At 31.0% G+C, this 21,881-nt stretch carries 18 protein-coding genes and 2 pseudogenes; 2 read left to right on the forward strand and 18 right to left on the reverse strand.

What is annotated here, in order from left to right; translation table 11 throughout:
- The first annotated feature begins 71 nt into the window (after nt 1-71).
- Nucleotides 72-2,633, forward strand: a complete 2,562-nt coding sequence (gene mutS, locus CF386_RS01680) for a DNA mismatch repair protein MutS (protein ID WP_089072765.1) — start codon at nt 72-74, stop codon at nt 2,631-2,633.
- Here the strand turns inward: mutS and rpoS are convergent.
- From rpoS to relA, 10 genes and pseudogenes are all read right to left on the reverse strand, one after another.
- Nucleotides 2,630-3,598, reverse strand: a complete 969-nt coding sequence (gene rpoS / locus CF386_RS01685; RefSeq protein ID WP_089073739.1) for an RNA polymerase sigma factor RpoS — start codon at nt 3,596-3,598, stop codon at nt 2,630-2,632. The two genes, mutS and rpoS, sit on opposite strands and share 4 nt — an antisense overlap.
- Nucleotides 3,599-3,772: 174 nt before the next feature.
- The gene (locus CF386_RS01690; RefSeq protein WP_089072766.1) at nt 3,773-4,402 is read right to left on the reverse strand and encodes a protein-L-isoaspartate(D-aspartate) O-methyltransferase; all 630 of its coding nucleotides are present in this window, start codon (nt 4,400-4,402) and stop codon (nt 3,773-3,775) included.
- Nucleotides 4,403-4,425: 23 nt separating this feature from the next.
- Nucleotides 4,426-4,986 carry a tRNA pseudouridine(13) synthase TruD gene (truD, locus tag CF386_RS12950; RefSeq protein ID WP_404824950.1) on the reverse strand — a complete coding sequence of 187 codons (561 nt, stop codon included), beginning with the start codon at nt 4,984-4,986 and terminating at the stop codon, nt 4,426-4,428.
- A pseudogene (gene truD / locus CF386_RS01700) lies at nt 4,984-5,432 on the reverse strand (tRNA pseudouridine(13) synthase TruD); the annotation flags it as partial. The pseudogene truD (CF386_RS01700) and the gene truD (CF386_RS12950), both read right to left, overlap by 3 nt.
- A complete protein-coding gene (ispF, locus tag CF386_RS01705) occupies nt 5,425-5,907 on the reverse strand; it encodes a 2-C-methyl-D-erythritol 2,4-cyclodiphosphate synthase (protein WP_089072769.1) in 483 nt (160 codons plus the stop codon). The pseudogene truD (CF386_RS01700) and the gene ispF, both read right to left, overlap by 8 nt.
- Before the next feature lies 1 nt (nt 5,908).
- Nucleotides 5,909-6,616, reverse strand: a complete 708-nt coding sequence (gene ispD / locus CF386_RS01710; RefSeq protein WP_089072770.1) for a 2-C-methyl-D-erythritol 4-phosphate cytidylyltransferase — start codon at nt 6,614-6,616, stop codon at nt 5,909-5,911.
- A gap of 26 nt (nt 6,617-6,642) precedes the next feature.
- The gene (locus CF386_RS01715; RefSeq protein ID WP_089073740.1) at nt 6,643-6,909 is read right to left on the reverse strand and encodes a septum formation initiator family protein; all 267 of its coding nucleotides are present in this window, start codon (nt 6,907-6,909) and stop codon (nt 6,643-6,645) included.
- A 68-nt stretch (nt 6,910-6,977) separates the two neighbouring features.
- Complete coding sequence (eno, locus tag CF386_RS01720) at nt 6,978-8,276, reverse strand: phosphopyruvate hydratase (RefSeq protein WP_089072771.1); 1,299 nt, start codon at nt 8,274-8,276, stop codon at nt 6,978-6,980.
- 27 nt (nt 8,277-8,303) lie between these two features.
- Nucleotides 8,304-9,940: pseudogene (locus CF386_RS01725) on the reverse strand (CTP synthase).
- 91 nt (nt 9,941-10,031) lie between these two features.
- A complete protein-coding gene (gene relA / locus CF386_RS01730; protein ID WP_089072772.1) occupies nt 10,032-12,230 on the reverse strand; it encodes a GTP diphosphokinase in 2,199 nt (732 codons plus the stop codon).
- Nucleotides 12,231-12,365: 135 nt separating this feature from the next.
- Here relA and barA point away from each other — a divergent pair, with 135 nt between their 5' ends.
- Nucleotides 12,366-15,038, forward strand: coding sequence for a two-component sensor histidine kinase BarA (gene barA / locus CF386_RS01735; RefSeq protein WP_089072773.1), 2,673 nt, complete (start codon nt 12,366-12,368; stop codon nt 15,036-15,038).
- Nucleotides 15,039-15,048: 10 nt separating this feature from the next.
- Here barA and acpS read toward each other — a convergent pair whose 3' ends face one another.
- From acpS to CF386_RS01775, 8 genes are all read right to left on the reverse strand, one after another.
- Nucleotides 15,049-15,339 (reverse strand): holo-ACP synthase, encoded by a 291-nt coding sequence (gene acpS / locus CF386_RS01740; protein WP_225971720.1) that lies wholly within the window; start codon nt 15,337-15,339, stop codon nt 15,049-15,051.
- 95 nt (nt 15,340-15,434) lie between these two features.
- Nucleotides 15,435-16,154, reverse strand: a complete 720-nt coding sequence (locus tag CF386_RS01745) for a pyridoxine 5'-phosphate synthase (protein WP_089073741.1) — start codon at nt 16,152-16,154, stop codon at nt 15,435-15,437.
- Nucleotides 16,155-16,157: 3 nt separating this feature from the next.
- A complete protein-coding gene (gene recO / locus CF386_RS01750; protein ID WP_089072774.1) occupies nt 16,158-16,850 on the reverse strand; it encodes a DNA repair protein RecO in 693 nt (230 codons plus the stop codon).
- Nucleotides 16,847-17,752, reverse strand: a complete 906-nt coding sequence (era, locus tag CF386_RS01755) for a GTPase Era (protein WP_089072775.1) — start codon at nt 17,750-17,752, stop codon at nt 16,847-16,849. The genes recO and era overlap by 4 nt, the downstream gene beginning before the upstream one ends.
- Nucleotides 17,736-18,425 carry a ribonuclease III gene (gene rnc / locus CF386_RS01760; RefSeq protein ID WP_089072776.1) on the reverse strand — a complete coding sequence of 230 codons (690 nt, stop codon included), beginning with the start codon at nt 18,423-18,425 and terminating at the stop codon, nt 17,736-17,738. The genes era and rnc overlap by 17 nt, the downstream gene beginning before the upstream one ends.
- 7 nt (nt 18,426-18,432) lie before the next feature.
- Entirely contained in the window at nt 18,433-20,229 is a 1,797-nt protein-coding gene (gene lepA, locus CF386_RS01765; RefSeq protein ID WP_089072777.1) for a translation elongation factor 4, read from the reverse strand.
- An 84-nt stretch (nt 20,230-20,313) separates the two neighbouring features.
- Complete coding sequence (locus tag CF386_RS01770) at nt 20,314-21,264, reverse strand: MucB/RseB C-terminal domain-containing protein (protein ID WP_318778973.1); 951 nt, start codon at nt 21,262-21,264, stop codon at nt 20,314-20,316.
- Nucleotides 21,265-21,290: 26 nt separating this feature from the next.
- The gene (locus CF386_RS01775) at nt 21,291-21,878 is read right to left on the reverse strand and encodes a sigma-E factor negative regulatory protein (protein ID WP_089072779.1); all 588 of its coding nucleotides are present in this window, start codon (nt 21,876-21,878) and stop codon (nt 21,291-21,293) included.
- Nucleotides 21,879-21,881 lie beyond the last annotated feature (3 nt).

Genomic DNA, 21,881 nt, shown 5'->3' on the forward strand with positions numbered 1-21,881 from the left:
TTATTTATCGTGATACAATCTAACTTTAATTAAAATAATTACGCTAAATTAAAAAAAACAGAAGATTAAAAATGTCTAAAGAAACTTTTTCACAAAAACAAACCCCTATGATCCAACAGTATTTGGATATTAAATCAGAATACCCAGAAATATTATTATTTTATAGGATGGGGGATTTTTATGAATTATTTTTCGATGACGCAAAAAAAGCATCAAAACTGTTAGATTTAACTTTAACAAGTAGAGGCAAAAATAGTGATAACCCTATTCCAATGGCTGGAGTTCCTTTCCACTCATTAGAAAATTATTTAATAAAGCTTATAAAGTTAGGAGAGTCTATTGCAATCTGCGAGCAATTAGGTATATCTGGCTCCAATAAAGGCCCAATGGAAAGAAAGGTGACCAAAGTAATAACTCCCGGCACATTAACAGATGAGTGTTTTTTAAATGAGCAAAATGAAAACTTAATCGCATGTGTTTCATATAGGAATAAAAGATATGCTTTAGCAACAATTGAATTATCAACAGCCCAGTTTAATATATCTGAATATGACACGTTAAATGCACTTCAAAGTTCTTTAATTAAGAACTTCCCTACAGAGGTATTGTACGAAGAAAATTTTCCAAATCCTGATTTATTTGCATCATCAATATCTGTAAAAAAGTTATCATCATATAAGTTTAATATTGATAATTGTTTATTTATTCTGAACAAACATTTTAAAACTAATAATCTTGACGGTTTCGGATTTTCAAGTAAACATGCAGCTATTTCATCTGCAGCTGTCTTGCTGGAATATGTTAAAAATTGTCAAAAAAGCACTCTAGATCATATCAAAACCATTAAAGTATCTCATCAAGATGACTATATTATTTTAGATGCAGACACCCGTAAACATTTAGAGCTTACCTTAAATACTAAGGAAAACGGTAAAAATACTCTTTATTCGTGTATTAATAAAACCCAAACAGCTATGGGAGCAAGATTATTAAAAAAACTAATTCATGAACCTATAAGAGATACTCAATTATTAAATTTAAAATTAAATTGTGTGGCTGAATTGATCCAAAAAGATCTTTTTAATGATATAGCGAATGAGCTCAACCATGTTTTTGATATAGAGCGTATTATATCGAGAATTGCCTTAAAAAGTGTTACTCCTAGAGATGTAATTAAATTAAAAACAACATTACAAAAAATACCAACCCTTCAAAATATATTGAATAACACCACAAGCAATGATTTAAAAAAAGTCAGCTTATTATCTGATACATATAAGTCTATTGTAGAAAGGATCTCATCTATATTGGTTGAAAATCCACCATCAACCGTTCGTGATGGTAACTTTGTGCTTGAAGGCTTTAATCAAGAGCTTGATGAATGGAGAGCCTTATCCAAAAATGTCGACGCTTATGTGGCAAACTACGAAAAGGAAGAGAAAAAAAAATATTCAATTGATTCATTGAAAGTTAATTATAATAAAGTCCATGGTTTTTTTATACAAATTTCAAAAGCTCAAGCTGTAAAGGCGCCAAGTCATTATATTCGTAAACAAACTCTTAAAAACTATGAGCGTTATACTGTTGAAGCATTAGCTGAGTATGAGGAAAAATTAATTAAATCAAAAACCGAAATATTAAATTTAGAAAAAAAAATCTGGTTTGAACTAGTTGATACATTATATAAAAAGCTTGAGGAACTACAAGATATTGCAAAAATATTATCACTTATTGACGTACATAACTCCAACGCAATAAGCGCAATTGAAAATTCGTATACTCGCCCTACTTTTACTGATGAAAATATATTATCCATAAAAAATGGCAGACACCCCGTTGTAGAAAAGTCATTAGATAGCACCTTTTCACCAAACAATACAAACTTTGATGAAACAATTAAAATGATGATTATCACAGGACCTAATATGGGTGGAAAATCAACGTATATGAGGCAAACTGCCCTAATAACTCTCATGGCTCATATAGGTTCATATGTACCCGCCGAATCTTGCAAAGTTGGGCCTATTGATAGAATATTTACAAGAATAGGTGCATCAGATGACCTTTCTTCAGGAAAGTCAACTTTTATGGTAGAAATGACTGAAACCGCAAATATTTTAAATAACGCAACAAAATCAAGTTTAGTTCTTTTGGATGAAATTGGAAGAGGCACAAGTACATATGATGGATTATCAATTGCCTGGGCTACTTCTGAATATTTAATGGAAAAGAGTCAACCATTAACAATGTTTGCTACTCATTATTATGAATTAACTAATTTAGAAGCTCAGTTTAAAAAAATTAAAAACTTTCATTTCGATGCTGTTGAACAAATAAATGACATTGCATTCAACCATAAAATAAAAGTAGGTTCGACTTCAAGATCTTTCGGTATTTCAGTGGCAAGATTGGCTGGATTACCTTCAGCGGTGATTGAATCGGCAAAGCAAAAAATACTAGCTTTAGAAAAAGAACAAGGTGACCCTTACGTCAGTTTAAACCAAACAAATAAAAGTGACAGTGAGTTGGAGCTGAATAAACTAGAAAAAAAAATACAAAGCATAGATTTAAATAACACAACTCCTTTAGAGTCACTTAACTTTCTCAAACAATTACAAAATAAAAATTATTAATCTTTGTAATCAAATAAAGAGTCCAAACTTAAACCTTGATGGGTTAAAATATCTTTTAAACGTTTTAGCCCTTCTACTTGAATTTGCCTAACTCTTTCTCTGGTAAGTCCTATTTCTTTTCCTACATCTTCTAATGTAGAGGCTTCATAACCAAGTAAACCAAATCTTCTTGCTAACACTTCTTTTTGTTTTGAATTAAGTTGATATAACCAGTCAACAATCGAATTTTTGATATCATCATGTTGTGTTTTTAGTTCTGGTCCATGTTCTTTTTGATCAGCAATGATATCAAGCAACCCTTTTTCAGAATCATTTGCTATGGGATTATCGACAGAACTAATTTTTTCGTTCAATCGTAACATTTTGTCAACATCTTCAATCGGTTTATCCAACTTTTTAGCAATATCTTCAGATGTCGGTTCATGATCAAGTTTTTGAGAGAGTTCACGAGCAGTTCTAAGATAAACATTAAGTTCCTTAACAACATGAATTGGTAATCGAATAGTTCTTGTTTGATTCATTATAGCTCTTTCGATTGTTTGACGGATCCACCAAGTTGCATAAGTTGAAAACCTGAAACCTCTTTCTGGATCAAATTTCTCAACGGCTCTTATAAGTCCAAGATTACCTTCTTCGACTAAATCAAGAAGAGCTAGCCCTCTATTGTTATATCGTCTAGAAATCTTAACAACTAACCTTAAATTACTTTCAATCATTCTTTTTCTAGCAGCATCATCTCCTTTTAATGCTTTCCTGGCAAAATAGACTTCTTCCTCTGCGGATAATAAAGGTGAAAAACCTATTTCACCAAGATATAATTGGGTAGCATCTAATGCTTTCTTGGAAAGGCTTTTGCTGTTAATAATATTTGATTCATAACTGTCAGATTCATCTACATTTGTGGCTACATCAACCTTTTCAATATCAAAATCAGATATTTCTTCGACAATATTACTTTTTGACATACTTCCCCCAAAAACAAAATAAAATTTACATTTTTTTAACATGTTTTTAACATTTATACATATTTTGTACAAAAATATCAAGTGTAATTTAAACCAAAAAAAATAAATTAGTAAATGTGTGACTTGAATTGCAAAAAAAATATTGCAAATTTTATAAATAAATATTGCTCTGTTTTAGCAAAGGCCGGTTAATAGAGGGACAAAATTAACATTTTCGAAAACTTTTTCAGTAACACTCCCATTTTTTTTTATATACATAATTAATTGCTGTTTTTTATCTCCAATAGGTGCAATTAGTTTTCCATTCAACTTTAACTGCTTAATCAAATGGAGTGGCTTTTCTGATATAGCAGCTGAAAAAATAATAGCATCATATGGTGCTTTAGACTCCCAACCGTAAAACCCATCGCTATGCTTACAAGTTACATTAGATATATTGTGCAATCGCATAACTCTTTTCGCATTTAATTGTAGCGCTTTTATCCTCTCTAATGAATATACATGAGATACTAACTTAGATAAAACAGAAGTCTGGAAACCTGAGCCAGTACCTATTTCTAAAACGATTTTTTTTTCATTTAAATTCAGTAATTGAAGCATTCTTAAAACGATATAAGGTTGAGATATTGTTTGACCATACCCTATAGGAAGAGCATCATTAAAGTTCACTAAATGAGAAAAAGCTTCATCAACATAATCAATTCTTGGTGTATTATACATTGCATCCAATAATTCTTGATTAAAGTCACCTTTACTTTTTAAAAATTCTATTAGTTTTCTATAATCCTGAAAGTTATTATTCATTATTTAGTCTCATAAAAATAAATTTAAATCTCTTTAAATAATTCTCTCATTAATGATGTTGCATAGGCCCCGCTGGGCAAATCAAATTTTATACATATCGAATCAAGATCAATATAATAAGATAAGTTCATGGGCTTTATTATCAATAGTCTTTGAGATAACTGCATCCTATTACATTTAATAATGTTAAAAAGATCTCTATTTTTTGAAATTATCTCATTCTCCAATAAACCAATATCATTTATTTTTTCTGGTCGATTATCTCCAAGAAGTGAGCCAGTAAGAAAAAAAGATTTATCCTGAGTCCCTTGAACATAATCAAGCATGAATTGATTATCTTCAAAATCTTTAGCTTTAAGACAAAAATCTCCATCTAATTCTGTTCTATGAATATTTCGATGAATTCTTTCAGATAAAATTTCATTAAAAAAATATGATCTTATTGCAGATAGATAAATACTCTTTAAATTTTTTGATACTCTTCTTTCGTTTAACTTTAATGCATTTTGGATATTTGCATTGTCTATCCCAAAACGCTGCGGACCAAAATAATTAGGAAATCCACCAGCTCTAACAAAATTTATTTTTTTAACAACATCATCTAGATTAGAGATATTTCTAATTTTAATATTAAATGTATTATAGGAAACATCTCCTTTTTTTATTTTTTATTATGTTTGTTTTTATCAAGAATTTGTATATTAGTATAAGTTTTTTGAAACTTATCCAGAGAAAACTCTCTATTTTTAGGAACATAAATGCTAAACCATTGCTCAGTTACAGCATGACGATCTTTTAAGCCAGCAAAGCCTATGTTTTTAGGGTTCGTGTTTGCAAACCTGGCTAACTCATTCGCTACAAATTTCGTATTTTCTCCAATTTTTCTAACTTTATATACATAATGTTCGCCGACACCTGAGAATGAATATTTTAAGTTTTCATACACTTTAAAATCACTGGGTTTCATTTTAATTTTTGCAAACGATTTAGGTAAACCGTACAAATGTTGTAAATAGGTAACACTATTCATCAGTTTTTCTCAACATAACGATTGCTTGTGAGGCAATCCCTTCTTTTCTTCCTGTAAATCCAAGCCGTTCAGTAGTCGTAGCCTTGACACTAACACAGTCTATATTTGTATTTAATGTTTTGGCTATCTTATTTCTCATGTGATCGATATAAGGCGATATTTTAGGCTCTTCCGCTATAATAATAGAGTCAATGTTATTTAAAACAAAACCTTTAGTTTTAATTAATTCATATACATTTTTGAGTAACTCCAAACTACTTACACTTTCCCACTTTTTATCAGTATCAGGAAAATGAAACCCTATATCTTTTTCTGAAACAGCTCCAAGTAAGGCATCACAAATTGCATGTAACAAAACGTCACCATCAGAGTGAGCTTCTAAACCAAACTCATAATCTATTGCCACGCCTCCAATAATTAGTTTTTTACCTTTAATAAATTTATGGACATCAAAACCATTGCCAACTCGATACATTTTATTTACCTTTTAACTGATTAAGATAGAATTCAAAAAATAATAAATCTTCATTGTAAGTGATTTTTATATTACTGGACTTACCATTAATATAGGACATTTTTAAACCCGAATGTTCTATACAAAATGATTCATCTGAAGGCTCAATATTAGAATCTAAAGTTCTTTTTAATGCATTTAGTATTATGTCTTTTTTATAGATCTGTGGAGTCAGCACATTTTGATAATAATTTCGATTAACAGTTGTATAAACACCTTCATCATTAACATGTTTAAGAGTATTTATAACTGGAGTGACTAAAGCACCTCCAACGGGATCATTTATTGCTTTATAAATAAAGTTGTTTAATTCTTCTGTCTTCAAACATGGTCTAACAGCGTCATGAATTAAAGCCCAGCTATTTTTGTTTTTTATAGCCAGTAAACCATTTAATACGGATTCAGAGCGAGTCTTTCCGCCATAAACAACTTTTACATTTGGTATGTTTCTTAATCCCAACTTATCAAAAAAGATATCTTCTCTACTTATAACAACATAAATTTCATCAATTAATTGACTTTTAATGAAAATATTTATTGTATGCTCTAAAATACTTATATCTTGAACTTTAATATATTGTTTGGGTTTTCCAGCCGACATTCTTGAACCGACTCCAGCTGCAACAATGACAGCGCTAACACGTATTATTTCATTCTTCTTATCGGACATTTTTTTTATCTTTTAAATAAAGGCTATCATTGTATATTAAAATAAGTCTCACCCTTTTTTACAAACCCTAAATTAAAACGAGCTTTTTCTTCTATAGATTCATGTCCTTTCTCTAAATCATTTATTTTTTTAAACATTTGGGCATTTCTTAATGAAAGTTTATTGTTTTCAATTTTTTGTTCTGTAGCTTTATTTGAATACTCAATATAATCTATCACACCATTTTTTCCAAACCACAATGTAAACTGAAAAAAAAAGAATATAAATATTAAACTATATCTAAAAATGTTCATTGTCATGTTCTTCCAAAAAAAAAACTCTATTATTTACTAATAATAGAGTTTTGTATAGAGTAAAGAGACTATTGACCTTTAACCTCTTTAATGCCATTAAATGGAGCTAAAGAGCCCAAGTTTTCCTCTATTCTGATTAGTTGGTTATACTTTGCAACCCTATCTGAACGGCTCATTGAACCAGTTTTAATCTGACCTGCTTGCGTACCAACTGCCAAATCAGCAATAGTAGCGTCTTCTGTTTCTCCAGATCTATGAGAAATGACTGCAGTGTAACCTGCTTTTTTCGCCATTTTTATACAAGCTAAAGTTTCAGTTAAAGTTCCAATTTGGTTTAACTTAATCAAAATTGAATTCGCGATTCCTTTTTCAATACCTTCAGAAAAGATCTTTGTATTTGTAACAAACAAGTCATCACCAACTATTTGAATCTTATCGCCTAATAATTCTGTTTGATGCTTAAATCCATCCCAATCTGACTCATCTAGACCATCTTCAATTGAAATTATTGGATAATTTTCAACCAATGCTTTTAGATAATGATTGAATTCTTCTGAAGTGAAGGTTTTGCCTTCACCTTTCATTTCATATAATCCTTTTTCTTTATTATAAAATTCAGAAGCCGCACAATCCATTGCAAGCACAACATCTTTGCCTAATTCAAAACCTGCATTCTTTATTGCTTCTTGTATTACATCTAAAGCTTCTGAATTAGATTTAAGATCTGGAGCAAACCCACCTTCATCTCCAACAGATGTACTTAAACCACGTGACTTAAGAACTTTTGCAAGACTATGAAATACTTCTGATCCAATTCGAACAGCTTCTTTAAGTGAAGAAGCACCAACCGGCTGAATCATAAACTCTTGAATATCAACATTATTATCCGCATGCTCACCACCATTTAAAATATTCATCATTGGTAGAGGCATTGAAAATTTACCCTTAGAACCATTGATCTCTGCAATATGTTCATAAAGAGGCATACCTTTTGAAGCAGCTGCAGCTTTCGCATTTGCTAAAGAAACTGCTAAAATAGCATTGGCACCAAACTTCGATTTATTTTCTGTTCCATCAAGCTCTATCATTATTGAATCAATCTTTTCCTGTTGCCTAGCATTTTGTCCAACTAATGCTTTAGCTATTGGGCCGTTAATTGACTCAACTGCTTTCAATACACCTTTACCTAAAAATCTTGATTTATCTCCATCACGAAGTTCAAGTGCCTCGCGAGAACCTGTTGATGCCCCTGATGGCGCAGCGGCCAAACCTATAAATCCACCTTCAAGATGAACTTCTGCTTCAACCGTTGGATTACCTCTTGAATCAATGATTTCACGAGCGTGAACTTTAACAATTTTAGTCATTACATTTCCTCTTAATTGTAATATAAATTAATTTAATTTTAATTTTGAAAAGTTTTTTGCAGCATCAACAAATCCCTCAAATAGAGGATGTCCATCTCTTGGTGTTGATGTAAACTCTGGATGAAATTGTGCTGCAATAAACCATTTATGTTTTGGTATTTCAATAATTTCAACTAGTGTTTTGTCTTCAGAAAACCCTGAAATAACTAAACCAGATTTTTCTAATTGAGGTAAAAAATTATTGTTTACTTCAAATCTATGTCTATGTCTTTCTCTAATAGTCTTTTTACCATAAACGTCAAGAGCTTTTGAGCCGTCAACTAAGTGACATACTTGAGCGCCTAAGCGCATCGTACCACCTAAATCAGATGATTGCGTTCTTTTTTCAACTTGACCATCAGAGTCAATCCACTCAGTTATTAAAGCAACAACAGGATAATCAGAGTTAGAATTAAATTCAGTTGAATGAGCTCCTTTCATATCAGCTACATTTCTAGCATACTCAATCAGAGCGACTTGCATACCGAGACAAATACCTAGAAATGGTATGTCTTTTTCTCTTGCAAATTTAACTGTACTTATCATTCCTTCGACTCCCCTTTCGCCAAAACCACCTGGAACTAAAATAGCATCAAGTTGCTCTAGAGCTTTTGTTCCTTTGTTTTCTATGTCAGTTGAGTCAATATAAATTATGTTAACGGTAACTCTATTTTTTAAGCCAGCATGTTTTAACGCTTCATTTATTGATTTATATGCGTCTGGTAGTTCGGTGTATTTTCCAACAAGCCCAATATTAACCTCTCCTGTCGGGTTTGCTTCTTCATATATAACTTGTTCCCATTCAGACATATCTGCATTTGGAAGCTCAAACCCAAATCTATCACAAACAAATTGATCAAAACCTTGAGATTTTAATAACTGGGGGATTTTATAAATTGAGTTTACATCTTGCATAGAAATAACAGCTTTTTCTGGAACATTACAAAATAGTGCAATCTTAGCTTTTTCATGGGCTGGGATAGACCTATCTGAACGACAAATCAATACATCAGGCTGAATTCCAATTGATAATAACTCCTTAACAGAATGCTGAGTAGGCTTAGTTTTTAATTCTCCTGCAGCTCCGAGATAAGGGACTAATGTGAGATGAACAAATAAAGAATTATCTCGCCCAACTTCGATGGCAAGTTGTCTGATGGCTTCCATAAAAGGCAGGGACTCAATATCTCCGACAGTACCACCAATTTCAACAATAGCAACCTCATGGTCTTTTGAGCCATCTACAATTTTGTTTTTAATCTCATTGGTAATGTGAGGTATTATTTGAATGGTAGCACCCAAATATTCACCTTTTCTTTCCTTTCTTAGAACATCTGCATATACTCTTCCTGCAGTGAAGTTGTTTTTTTTGTCATCCTTGTTCTGATGAATCTCTCATAATGGCCTAGATCTAAATCTGTCTCTGCGCCATCATCTGTAACAAAAACCTCTCCATGTTGAATAGGGCTCATTGTACCTGGATCTACATTAATATAAGGATCTAGTTTCATCATTGTAACTTTTAATCCTCGAGCTTCGAGAATAGCAGCAAGTGAGGCAGCTGCAATACCTTTACCTAACGATGAAACGACTCCGCCAGTAACAAAAATATATCTAGTATTCATTATTCAACCTAGTATAGTAGTTTATTCAAGACGGAATAAGACTTTAACAGAAAACATAAAATAAAACAAATGAAGTTAAAGTATTAAATGATTATTTTAATCTATAAACATCATCCACTCCAGAAATCTGTTCGAGCTTTTTAATGACTTTATTTAAAGACTCCAAATCAACAACTTCAATTTCAAAATCCATTATCGATAAATCTTTTTTAAAATCAATTTTATTCTTAACTCCATTAACCTTTATTTTAACATTTGATAAATTGTGAGTAATTTCTTTAACCATACCAGCTTTATCTGAAGAGATAACTCTTATGAACATATTATAATGGTCTTTGTAATTTTCACTCCAAACAGTATTTATAATTCTTTCTGGTGCATGATGTTTTAATTCCTCTAACTGCTCACAGTCATCTCTATGAATAGAAATACCCCTACCTTTAGTTACAAATCCTTTAATAGGATCACCTGGTATAGGCTGACAACACTTCGCCAAATGATTGATTAAATTATCAACACCATCAATAATCACGGCATCTTTATTGAGATTTTTTACCTTATTTTCACTTGTTGGACTTAATTTTTTTATTAACTCCTCATCCGCTTCTTGGGGACTAAGCTTATTTAGAATTGCACTGATAAAGTTTAAAATTTGGTTTATTCTGATATCACCATTACCAATACCCAAGCACAGTTCTTGGTAAGAGGAAACATTAAACTTCTGAGTTACTTTTTCTAAGATCGGTTTAAGATTTACTTGATTTTTACTTAATTCAATTTCTAATAATTCTTTACCTTCACTAATGTTTTTTTCCCTATCTTGTTTTCTAAACCAAGCATGAATTTTCATTCTAGCTCTTGAGGAGGTAACAAATCCTAGGCTGGGGTTCAGCCAATCTCTAGATGGAGTTGCATCTTTTTTAGTTATAATATCAATTTGCTCTCCCATTTGAAGTTGATAAGTAAATGGTACAATCCTTCCTTCAACCTTCGCACCAATACATCGATGTCCTACTTCTGAATGAATATGATAGGCGAAATCAAGAGGCGTAGATTTTATTGGCAAATCAACAACATCTCCTCTAGGAGTAAAAACATAAACCCTGTCATCAAAAACTTGACTCTTTATATCTTGTAATGCCTCACTAGTATCTGCCATTTCATCTTGCCATGATAGTAACTTTCTTAACCAATTAATTTTCTCATCATATTTACTTAAGTTGGTAGATGTCCCTTCTTTGTATCTCCAGTGTGCAGCAACACCTAGTTCAGAATCTTCATGCATTTCTTGTGTTCGAATTTGAATTTCTATAGTTTTACCTTCTGGGCCCAAAATTACAGTATGAATTGATTGATAACCATTTGGCTTAGGGTTAGCTATGTAATCATCAAATTCACTCGGCAAGTGTTTAAATTTTGTGTGGACTACGCCCAAGGCTGCATAACAATCATGAATTTTATTCGCTATTATACGAACCGCTCTAACGTCAAAAAGCTCATCAAAGTCTAAGCTTTTTTTCTGCATTTTTTTCCAGATACTATAGATGTGCTTAGGCCTTCCCATTACTTCTGCTTTTATATCTAATTCTTTAATTGCATGCTTGATTGTAAGCACAAAACTATCAATATATTTTTCTCTAATAATTCTTTTTTCTGATAATTGTTTTGCAATTTTTTTATAAATTATTGGGTTTTGGTATCTAAAGACATAGTCCTCTAGCTCCCATTTTAATTGACCGATTCCAAGACGATTGGCTAAAGGTGCATATATATTCATTGATTCGTTTGCAGCTATTAATTGAGATTCTCTACTTTCAGATTTGATAAATCTCAAATAACTAATTCTTTCAGCTAATTTGATAATCACACACCTGAAATCTTCAACCATAGATAACAGCATTTTTCTGAGGTTATCAACTTGGTTAGAGGTAGCCTTTTCATTTAAAGTGTTTACATCTTGAATTGCTGCCATTTGTCTGACACCAAGAATTAAATTCAAGACAGTCTCGTTAAAATTTTCCTTGAACACAGTACTTTGCAAGTTTTCTTCTGAAAGGTATGGATAAAGTAATCCTGCAATCAAGGTATCTCTATCCATATTAAGGCTTAAAAGTATTTCGACGATTTCTCTACCCTCATGATAATCATCATTGTATATTTCTAAATTATTATTTAAAAATTCTTTAGCAGATTTTATTTTTAACGCAACATTTGCATCAAACCGCAATGAATCTAACCACCTATCAAAACATACTTTGTCGTTTTTATGCGTTTCCCGAATTGAAACCATAATAAACATTCCTATCGTCAGAAATATATAATAAGTATTGTACTAAATTTTTTTTTAAATTTTAAATAATAAATATTTATTTAAAATATAAAATAAGTTAACTTTAAAAAATAAAATTAATTTGCAGAAATAAATATGACAAAAAATGGACTAAAAGCCAGAGTCTTTACACTTACCTTAGCACCTACGCTAATAATTGGGTTGTTTTTGAGTATATTTTTTACAATTAATCGTTATAATGACCTTGAAAATCAACTTGTTGAAACAGGCACAAACATTATAGACCCTCTAGCAGCAAGTTGTTCACAAGGCCTTGAATCCAGAGACATTGAGAAAGTTCTCAAATTTATTAATTACTCACATAGAAGACATTCAGATATTGTAAGAAGTATAGCTATATTTGATAAAAACAATCAAATATTTGCAATGTCAAATTATCATAAAGACTTTAAGGCACTTCAATTAAAGTCGATAAAAAATATTCCTTTCAATGATGTTTCTACATTTCATGAAAATAATTTAATCATTCACTCTCCAATTTTTGGGTATTCTGCGAAAACTGCACATAAAGTAATTGGTTATGTCTCACTTGAAATAGACTTATCATCTCTTCATTTACAACAATATTATGAAATTCTAACAGCTCTCATAGCCCTAATATTTGGCTTTTTACTTTCTGGTGTTTTTGCATATAGGTTAATGAAAGATGTTACTACACCAATAAATCATATGGTGAAAATCATTAATAAAATAAAACAAGGGCATTTATCTATAAGAATAAAGGGGCAGCTTCTAGGTGAGTTAGATACGCTCAAAAATGGCATTAACTCTATGGCTATTTCTTTATCTGAGTATCACAATGATATGGAAAAAACAATTGAACAAACAACTTCTGATTTAAGAGCTACATTAGAACAATATGAAATACAAAATGTAGAGCTCGATATCGCAAAAAGAAAAGCCCAAGAAGCTGCTAGAATTAAATCAGAATTTCTTGCAAATATGTCTCACGAGCTAAGAACTCCTCTAAATGGAGTAATAGGGTTTACAAGACAAACTTTAAAAACTGAACTAACTGCTAATCAAAAAGATAATCTTGTGACAATTGAAAAGTCTGCGAATAACTTACTTACAATAATAAATGATATCTTGGACTTTTCGAAGTTAGAAGCAAAAAAACTTATTTTAGAAAATACTTCTTTAGATTTTTATGACACCGTTTATGAGGTTATTCAATTATTATCTCCATCAGCTCATGAAAAAAACATAGATCTTTCTTTATTTATTTCTTCTGCCATTCCCAAAAAGCTTAGCGGTGATACTCTTAGAATACAACAAATTCTCACAAACATAGTCGGTAATGCTATAAAATTCACTCAATCTGGTTTCATTGAGATTATCGTTGAATTAAAAAGTCTTAAATCTTCAGAAGTTGAAATTGAATTTCAAATAAACGACTCAGGAATAGGTATATCCTCTCAACAAAAAAAGCACCTTTTTAGAGCTTTTTCTCAGGCAGATACAAGTATTTCCAGACAATACGGGGGAACTGGTTTAGGGCTTGTTATTACAAAAAAACTGATTAATCACATGAAAGGAGATATTTTCATAGATAGTAAATTAAATGAAGGAACAAATATTTTATTTAATTTGAAATTACAAAATCACAATTACAAACAATCAGTTGTTAAAATGGAAAATACTCATAAAAAAGCATTAATTCTATGTAAAAATAAAACAGCTAAAAGATCATTGATACAGCTTTTTAATAATAATGGAGTATATGATATTGACTTTAGGGTAGAAGCTGATAAATATGAATACATAGTCGCTGTATTTTCACCAGTTGATTTATCTAAAGACTCAAATATTACACAAAACTTTATAGAAGGCATTTATAGTTTGAGCTCAAATTTAACGATAGCTCTTCCTTCAAATCAAAGCGTGTTAAAAGAAATATTAATAAAAATGAAGGTTGGAAAAATATACTCAGCTCCAATAGATATAAATAAATTAAGAGCAGAGTTATTTTATAGAAAGCCTTCAGAAACATACAAAAAAGAACTTGAAAATCATAGCATAAATAGAAAACCAAAATTAGGAATATCTGTTTTAGCAGTAGATGATAATGAAGCTAATTTAAAATTAATTCAAGCCCTACTGAATGAATATTGTCTAAGTACTGAAATTGTAAATAATGGTAAAGGTGCCTTACAAAAATGCCAAACTAAACAATTTGATATCATTTTTATGGATATTCAAATGCCAGAAATGGATGGTATAGAAACATCTCAGCTCATAAAAAACACTAGTTTTAACAAGCTTACTCCAATAATTGCCGTAACAGCACATGCATTTCTAGAAGAAAAACAAAAATATCTACAAAAAGGAATGTCAGATTATTTACCTAAGCCAATTGATGAGCATGTGCTTTACAATATATTAGTTAAATGGACTCAACAAGATTTATTAGATATTAATCCCACTCAAATACAATCAGGAATCAATTTTCAATTAGCGCTTAAAAGCTGCGCAAACAATAAAGTTCTTGCAAATGATATGATAAAAATGTTTAAAATTGAACTAAATGATGTTGAAGAAAAAATCACCAATTTAATTAAAGTTGATGATAATGATAATATGAAGACATTAATTCATAAACTTCATGGAAGTTCAGTCTATTGTGGGGCTCAAAAAATATCAAAACTATGTTTTACTATTGAAAATAATTTAAAAAAAGGGAAAGCAATTAAAGATGTTGAACCTGAATTATTTGAGTTAATTGATGAAATAAATATCATTATTTGATAATAAATCATTATTTCTCTAGTATAACTGATGCAACTGCATAGTTTTTTTCATGACTAATTGACAAATGTATTTGATTTATATTTTTAGCTTCTTTGATTTCAAGAGCATTATTCATAATATCTAATTTGGGAGCACCATATTTATCATTGAATACGGTAAAATCTTGAAAAGAAATACCACCTGTAAAGCCTGTACCCAAAGCTTTTACTATAGACTCTTTAGCTGCAAATCTTCCTGCAAGAAATGACAGAGATTCATTTCTTTCATAAAAATCTTGGATTTCTTTTTCCGTTAATATTTTTTTAAGAAAGAATGATTATACTTTTCGTATAATCTTTTAATTCTCAGAATCTCACAGATATCTATACCAATTCCTATTATGTTTGCCATAATTCAAGCCTTTAAAATAATATTTTTCATAGTATTCACTGCAGTATATAAACCATCAAAAACCGATCTCGCTATAATTGCATGACCAATATTTAACTCATTATATCTAAAAGATGATATTAAAGGTAATACATTATGATAATTTAAACCATGGCCTGCATTAACTATTAGCCCTTCCTTTTTCGCAAATTTAGATACAACTAACAACTTTTCAAGAATATGATCTACATCATTTTTATGAGCTTCAGCATATCCACCAGTGTGAATTTCTATAGTTTTGATTCCTAACTCCAAAGCTCTTTCAATTTGCTCATGATCAGGATCAATAAAAAAAGAAACTTCGGCCCCTATATCTTCTAACCTTGTTAAGTTAAGCTTTTCTCTTGAACAAGAGATTAAATCAAAACCACCTTCAGTTGTTAGTTCTTCCCTTTTTTCAGGAACAATACAAATGTTGTGAGGTTGTATTTTTTCTGCAATACCAATCATCTCATTAGTTAAAGCCATTTCTAAATTAAGTCTAGTTTGGACGGTCTCTTTTAATAAAAAGACATCTCTATCTCTAATATGTCTTCTATCTTCTCTAAGATGTACCGTAATACTATCAGCTCCTGCTCTTTCAGCAATTTCAGCTGCATGAACTGGATCAGGATATTTAGTACCCCTAGCGTTTCGTAGTGTAGCAATATGATCGATATTTATACCTAATAAAGTATTATTCAACATTTAACTTCCTTTCATTATAAAATAACTCCTACTAACAATAGGACTTTTTAATTCATTTTTTAAAAAAATTCGAACAAATTTCTTAGCAACTCTTAAATTTAGTTTACAATTAAAATCTTGTTTGTGAAGAATGGCTATTTCCTCTAAAGAAAAAACTAAAGGGGAGAATGAATTGGTTCTTTGCATACCTTTTGACTCATCATAAAAAAAATATAAATTTTTATTTCCATTTTTTTGATGTAAACAATTTAAAAAATTAAAACTATACCCAAGCAAGTCAAACAATTCAAATTCAAAATATCTCAAAATTCTTTCTGTATCTGTTCTTTTAGCCAAATTTAATAAAGTACCTAAATATAAATGAAAAATTTCCTGGCAAGGACTTTGTGGTTTCACAAGTTTATTAACAATCTCATTTACATATAATGATAAAAATATTTTCTTTTCATAAAATGGGATTCCAATACCTATTGGTTCTATTTTATTCAAATAGTATACTTCTTTAGATTGCGTCCAATTAATTAAAAGAGGAGTAAATGGTTGTAATATGGCTTGTCGGCTTGAGTGTTTATTATGTTTATTTCTGACTAAAATTCTTATTTTTCCATGATTCTCAGTCAAAAAATCCACAAAAAAACTACTTTCCCTATATTTAACAACATGTAAAACAAAGGCTTTTTCAAGTTGGTTCATAAATCATCAATATAACCTAGACTTCTTAGAGCTCTCTCGTCATCAGCCCATCCAGACTTAACTTTAACCCATAATTCAAGAAAAACTTTCCTATCAAATAATAACTCCATATCTATTCTTGATTCTCGCCCTATCACTTTAATTTTTTCACCTGATTTACCTATTATCATTTTCTTCTGCCCTTTTCTTTCTACTAATATTAAACCATTTATATGAAAAGAGTCATTGTCTTTAACATAATCAAAACGCTCAATCTCAACAGTAACAGAATAAGGTAGTTCATCACCAGTAAATCTCATTAATTTTTCTCGAATTATTTCAGACGCTAAAAATCTTTGAGACCTATCGGTTATATGATCTTCAGAGTAATGGAAGTCACCTAAAGGCAAAAGTGATTGAATGTTAGACTTTAAATCTTTGATATGGTTATTATCTTTCGCAGACATAGGAATAACTTGATCAAATTTATATTTGGATGTTATTTTTTTTATAAAAGGAAAAATAACTTCCTTATCCTTAATTAAATCAACTTTATTAATCACCAAAACCTTAATTGCAGAGCTTTCCGCAACATATTTCATAACTAAGTCATCATCTTTGTTCCAAATGGTACCATCAAGAACAAAAAGAATAATATCAGTCGAAGATAAGGAACTTTGTGCCGATTTATTCATAAGTCGATTAATAGCTCTTTTTTCTTCTACATGAAGCCCTGGAGTATCAATATAAATTGTTTGACAAGAGTTTTCCGTATCAATACCTATAATCCTATGTCTTGTTGTTTGGGGCTTTCGGGAAGTTATCGACAGTTTTTGACCAACTAGTTTATTCAACAAACTCGACTTACCTACATTTGGTCTCCCTACGATAGCAACAAATCCACATTTAGTTTTTAATGTCATATTGTAATATCTCTAAAATTTTTAATGCTGATGCTTGTTCAGCTTTTCTTCTACTTGTACCTGTTGCAAAAACGTCAAGAGATAAATCTTTAACAAGACATCTAACTTTAAATTTTTGATTATGTGCTTTACCAATAATTTCAACAACCTCGTAGTTGGGCAACTTCATTTTTTTTGATTGCAAAAGTTCTTGTAACTGTGTTTTTGGATCCTTCATAACATTATTTTGATCAATTTTCTCAAAGTCGTGTTTTAACCAATTCAAAATAACATCATTAACCGTCAAAATGTCACTATCAAGATAAATAGCACCAATGATGGCCTCTACGGCATCAGCTAATATTGACTCCCTTTTATATCCACCACTTTTTAGCTCTCCAGGCCCCATTATTAAATTATTACCGATTTCGAAATTTTTACCTAATTTTGCTAAATTTTTCCCATTTACCAAAGATGCTCTTACTCTACTCATATCACCTTCATCTAATTGTGAAAAATTTTTATAAAGTTTATTTGAAACTGAGTAACTTAAAATAGAATCACCTAGAAACTCGAGCCTCTCATTATGCTGAGATCCCATGCTGCGATGAGTTAGGGCCAACTTTAGAAGACCTACTTCGTTAAAATGATAACCTATATCACTTTGTAACTTTTTTAAAATAATATCATCCATTTTTTACTTACTTGTCTTTTCCAACATGCAAAATAGCTAAAAAAGCTTCTTGAGGTAACTCAACATTACCAATTTGCTTCATTCTTTTCTTACCTTCTTTTTGTTTTTGTAATAATTTTTTCTTTCTACTAACATCACCACCGTAGCATTTTGCAATTACATTTTTTCTTAATTGCTTAACAGTAGATCTTGCTATAATATGATTACCTATAGCAGCTTGAATAGCAATATCAAACATCTGTCGAGGAATAAACTCTTTCATCTTTTCGACTAACTCACGGCCACGATATTGAGCATTATCTTTATGAGTTATAATTGCAAGAGCATCTACTCTATCTCCATTTAGAAGAATATCTACCCTTACCATATCTGAAGTTTCATATCGATTAAAGTTATAATCTAGGGAAGCATAGCCTCTAGAGGTTGATTTAAGCCGATCAAAAAAGTCTAACACCACTTCGGACAAAGGAATATCATAAGTCAAGGCCACTTGATTTCCATGATAAACCATATCAACTTGCATTCCTCTCTTCTCTACGCATAAAGTTATAACATTTCCTAAATATTCTGATGGCACTAAAATATTACATCTTGCAATTGGCTCACCAATAAAATCAATATCATTAACTGCAGGTAATTTGGCGGGACTATCGACATATAATATATTATTATTCGTAGTTGTTACTTCATAAACGACTGTCGGTGCTGTTGTTATTAGCGATAAGTTATACTCTCTTTCTAACCTTTCTTGAATGATCTCCATATGAAGCATTCCCAGGAAACCACAACGAAAGCCGAAACCAAGAGCTGCTGAGTTTTCGGGTTCATAAAATAAAGAAGCATCATTCAAACTTAACTTTCCAAGAGCATCTCTAAAATTTTCATAATCATCAGAAGAAATAGGAAACAACCCAGCATACACCTGAGGTTTGACTTTTTGGAAACCTGGTAAAGGAGATTCAGCTCCACCCTTAGAGTGTGTTAGGGTATCACCGACAGGTGCTCCTAAAATATCTTTGATTCCACAAACAACCCACCCAACTTCGCCTGTATTTAAACAGTCAGTATCTATTTGTTTAGGAGTAAAGATTCCTAGGCGATCAATATTCCAAACTTGGTTAGTAGACATAACTTTTATTTTATCATTTTTCTTTAAAACACCATTTTTTATCCTTACCAAAGAAACAACTCCAAGATAATTATCAAACCATGAATCAATTATCAATGCCTGGAGGGGTGCACTCATATCTCCATCCGGGGCAGGTATTGTATTAACAATTTTTTCTAAAACAAGATCAATACCTTTTCCAGTTTTAGCCGAACACTGAACTGCATCTAAAGCATCTATACCAATTATATCCTCAATTTCTTCTGCGACACGCTCAGGATCAGCTGCCGGTAGATCAATTTTATTTAAAATTGGAACAACTTCTAAATCCATATCTATTGCGGTATAACAATTTGCAAGTGTCTGAGCTTCGACGCCCTGCCCAGCATCAACAACTAATAGTGCACCTTCACATGCAGCAAGTGATCTGGACACTTCATAAGAAAAATCGACATGACCTGGAGTATCAATGAAGTTCAATTGATAGTTTTCACCATTTTTTGCTTTATAGTTAAGAGTCACACTTTGGGCTTTTATGGTTATACCTCTTTCTTTTTCTAAATCCATAGAATCTAGAACTTGTGACTGCATTTCTCTATCAGAAAGGCCGCCACAGTCTTGGATAAGTCGATCGGATAAGGTTGATTTCCCGTGATCTATGTGTGCAATTATGGAAAAGTTTCTAATGTTTTTCATATAAAATAAAGTTGGATAAAGACAATAATTTAATTTTACCTTATTTAACTAAAAGTAGCTATTCAAAGATTAAATGAGAGTAAACTAATTTGTGCTTTCGCTAGATACATTCTTTAGGATTTTATTAATCGTTTTGAGCGGAAGAGAACCGATAACCGTTACTAAATTACCATTTAAATTTTTAGACTCCATAATTTGGGGGCCTAATTTCACAACTCGATTTTCAACATTTTGAGTCGATTCACCATGTGTAAAATAAATTGAGAAATAAAACAAGTGATCAGTGTACATCTTTACTTGTACTTTCTTACCATTTAACTTTAATTTATATTCTGTAGAGTTAAATTTTTGGAAACCTTGAGGTATCCAATTTGAGTGCCAGTCAAACGACTCACTATTATACTTTTCACTATTAACTTCATTAACTAATAATTTTTTATCGTTCTCGTTGTCATTGTCGCTTGGCGGTAATATAGTCGAGGATAGAACTCTAAATTCTTCGAGTAACAAATTTCTACTGTTAATTAAATTTGCTCTCAGTATGAGTCTGCTTTTTGAATCAACCCAAATTAAATATGAGTAGGTATTGTTGTATTTGGATGATATTTTGTACACTGAACATTTTCTATTCGCTTCTATACCAGTCCTAATAAATTCAATATTGTAATTTTCTAGTAGAGTTTTATAGCTTCCTTTGTTGAATGGGGGTATAAAAAGTCTGAAAGGTTTGTAATTTGTTTTATAGTTATGCTTAGCATCCCAGAAGAAGTATTCCTGTTCATTGTCATGATTAATGATCTTTCGGATTGAGGTATCAGTAGAGAGAAAACTAAGTGAATCAACTTCTTTGTTATTTTTAGTTAAATGTTCATATCGTAGAGGGATAATTCCATGAACTGGAGAGTAATATACATAATCCAATATATAATTTTTGTTGCTTGCTGCTGAAGTGATCTCTTGTAATAGGTCCTTATCATCTATTATGTCAACAGCATAGCTAACATTAAATAAATTAAAAAAAATAATAAAAAAAATGTTTTTTTAATTTTCATAACATGTGTTTAGTTTGAATTAACAGCATTAAATTTTTTTTCATTATAATCCTGCAGAATTGACATTTGATGCGAATCGAGTTGTTTTAACTCCATATTGTAATTTTGATTTGGCGTTATTGTGAAATTGGTTTTGGGATTATAATTCACTGGTTGAGTTGAACCAGCTGGATTGAACTGAACCACTTCACTTAAATCACTATCATCTGTTCTGGAATTATAAGACTGAAAACCTACAACCACACAAAGTGAAACAGATGCGGCAACAGCAACGTGAGATAACTTACCAGACATCCTTTTAAGCCAATGAGGCGCACTTATTTTTATTTCTTTAATTGATGGCTGGTCTTTGATTGCATGGCAATTTTCAGGTTCATCAATCGAAGACATAATTCTGTCTGTCAAATTCCAATTATGAGGGAAATCTTTAGTTTTTAGGGAGTTATGAACTTTATAATATCTAGCATAATAGTCCAAACCACATGAATCTGATAGTAAAGTATCCAACTCTTCACCAGTAATTAACTCATTGTCAATAAGAGCCGAAATGGTTTCTTTCAGTTTTTCGTTATTGTACAACTTATCATTCAAAGACATATT

The organism is Paraphotobacterium marinum (genome assembly GCF_002216855.1).
Lineage (GTDB): Bacteria > Pseudomonadota > Gammaproteobacteria > Enterobacterales > Vibrionaceae > Paraphotobacterium > Paraphotobacterium marinum.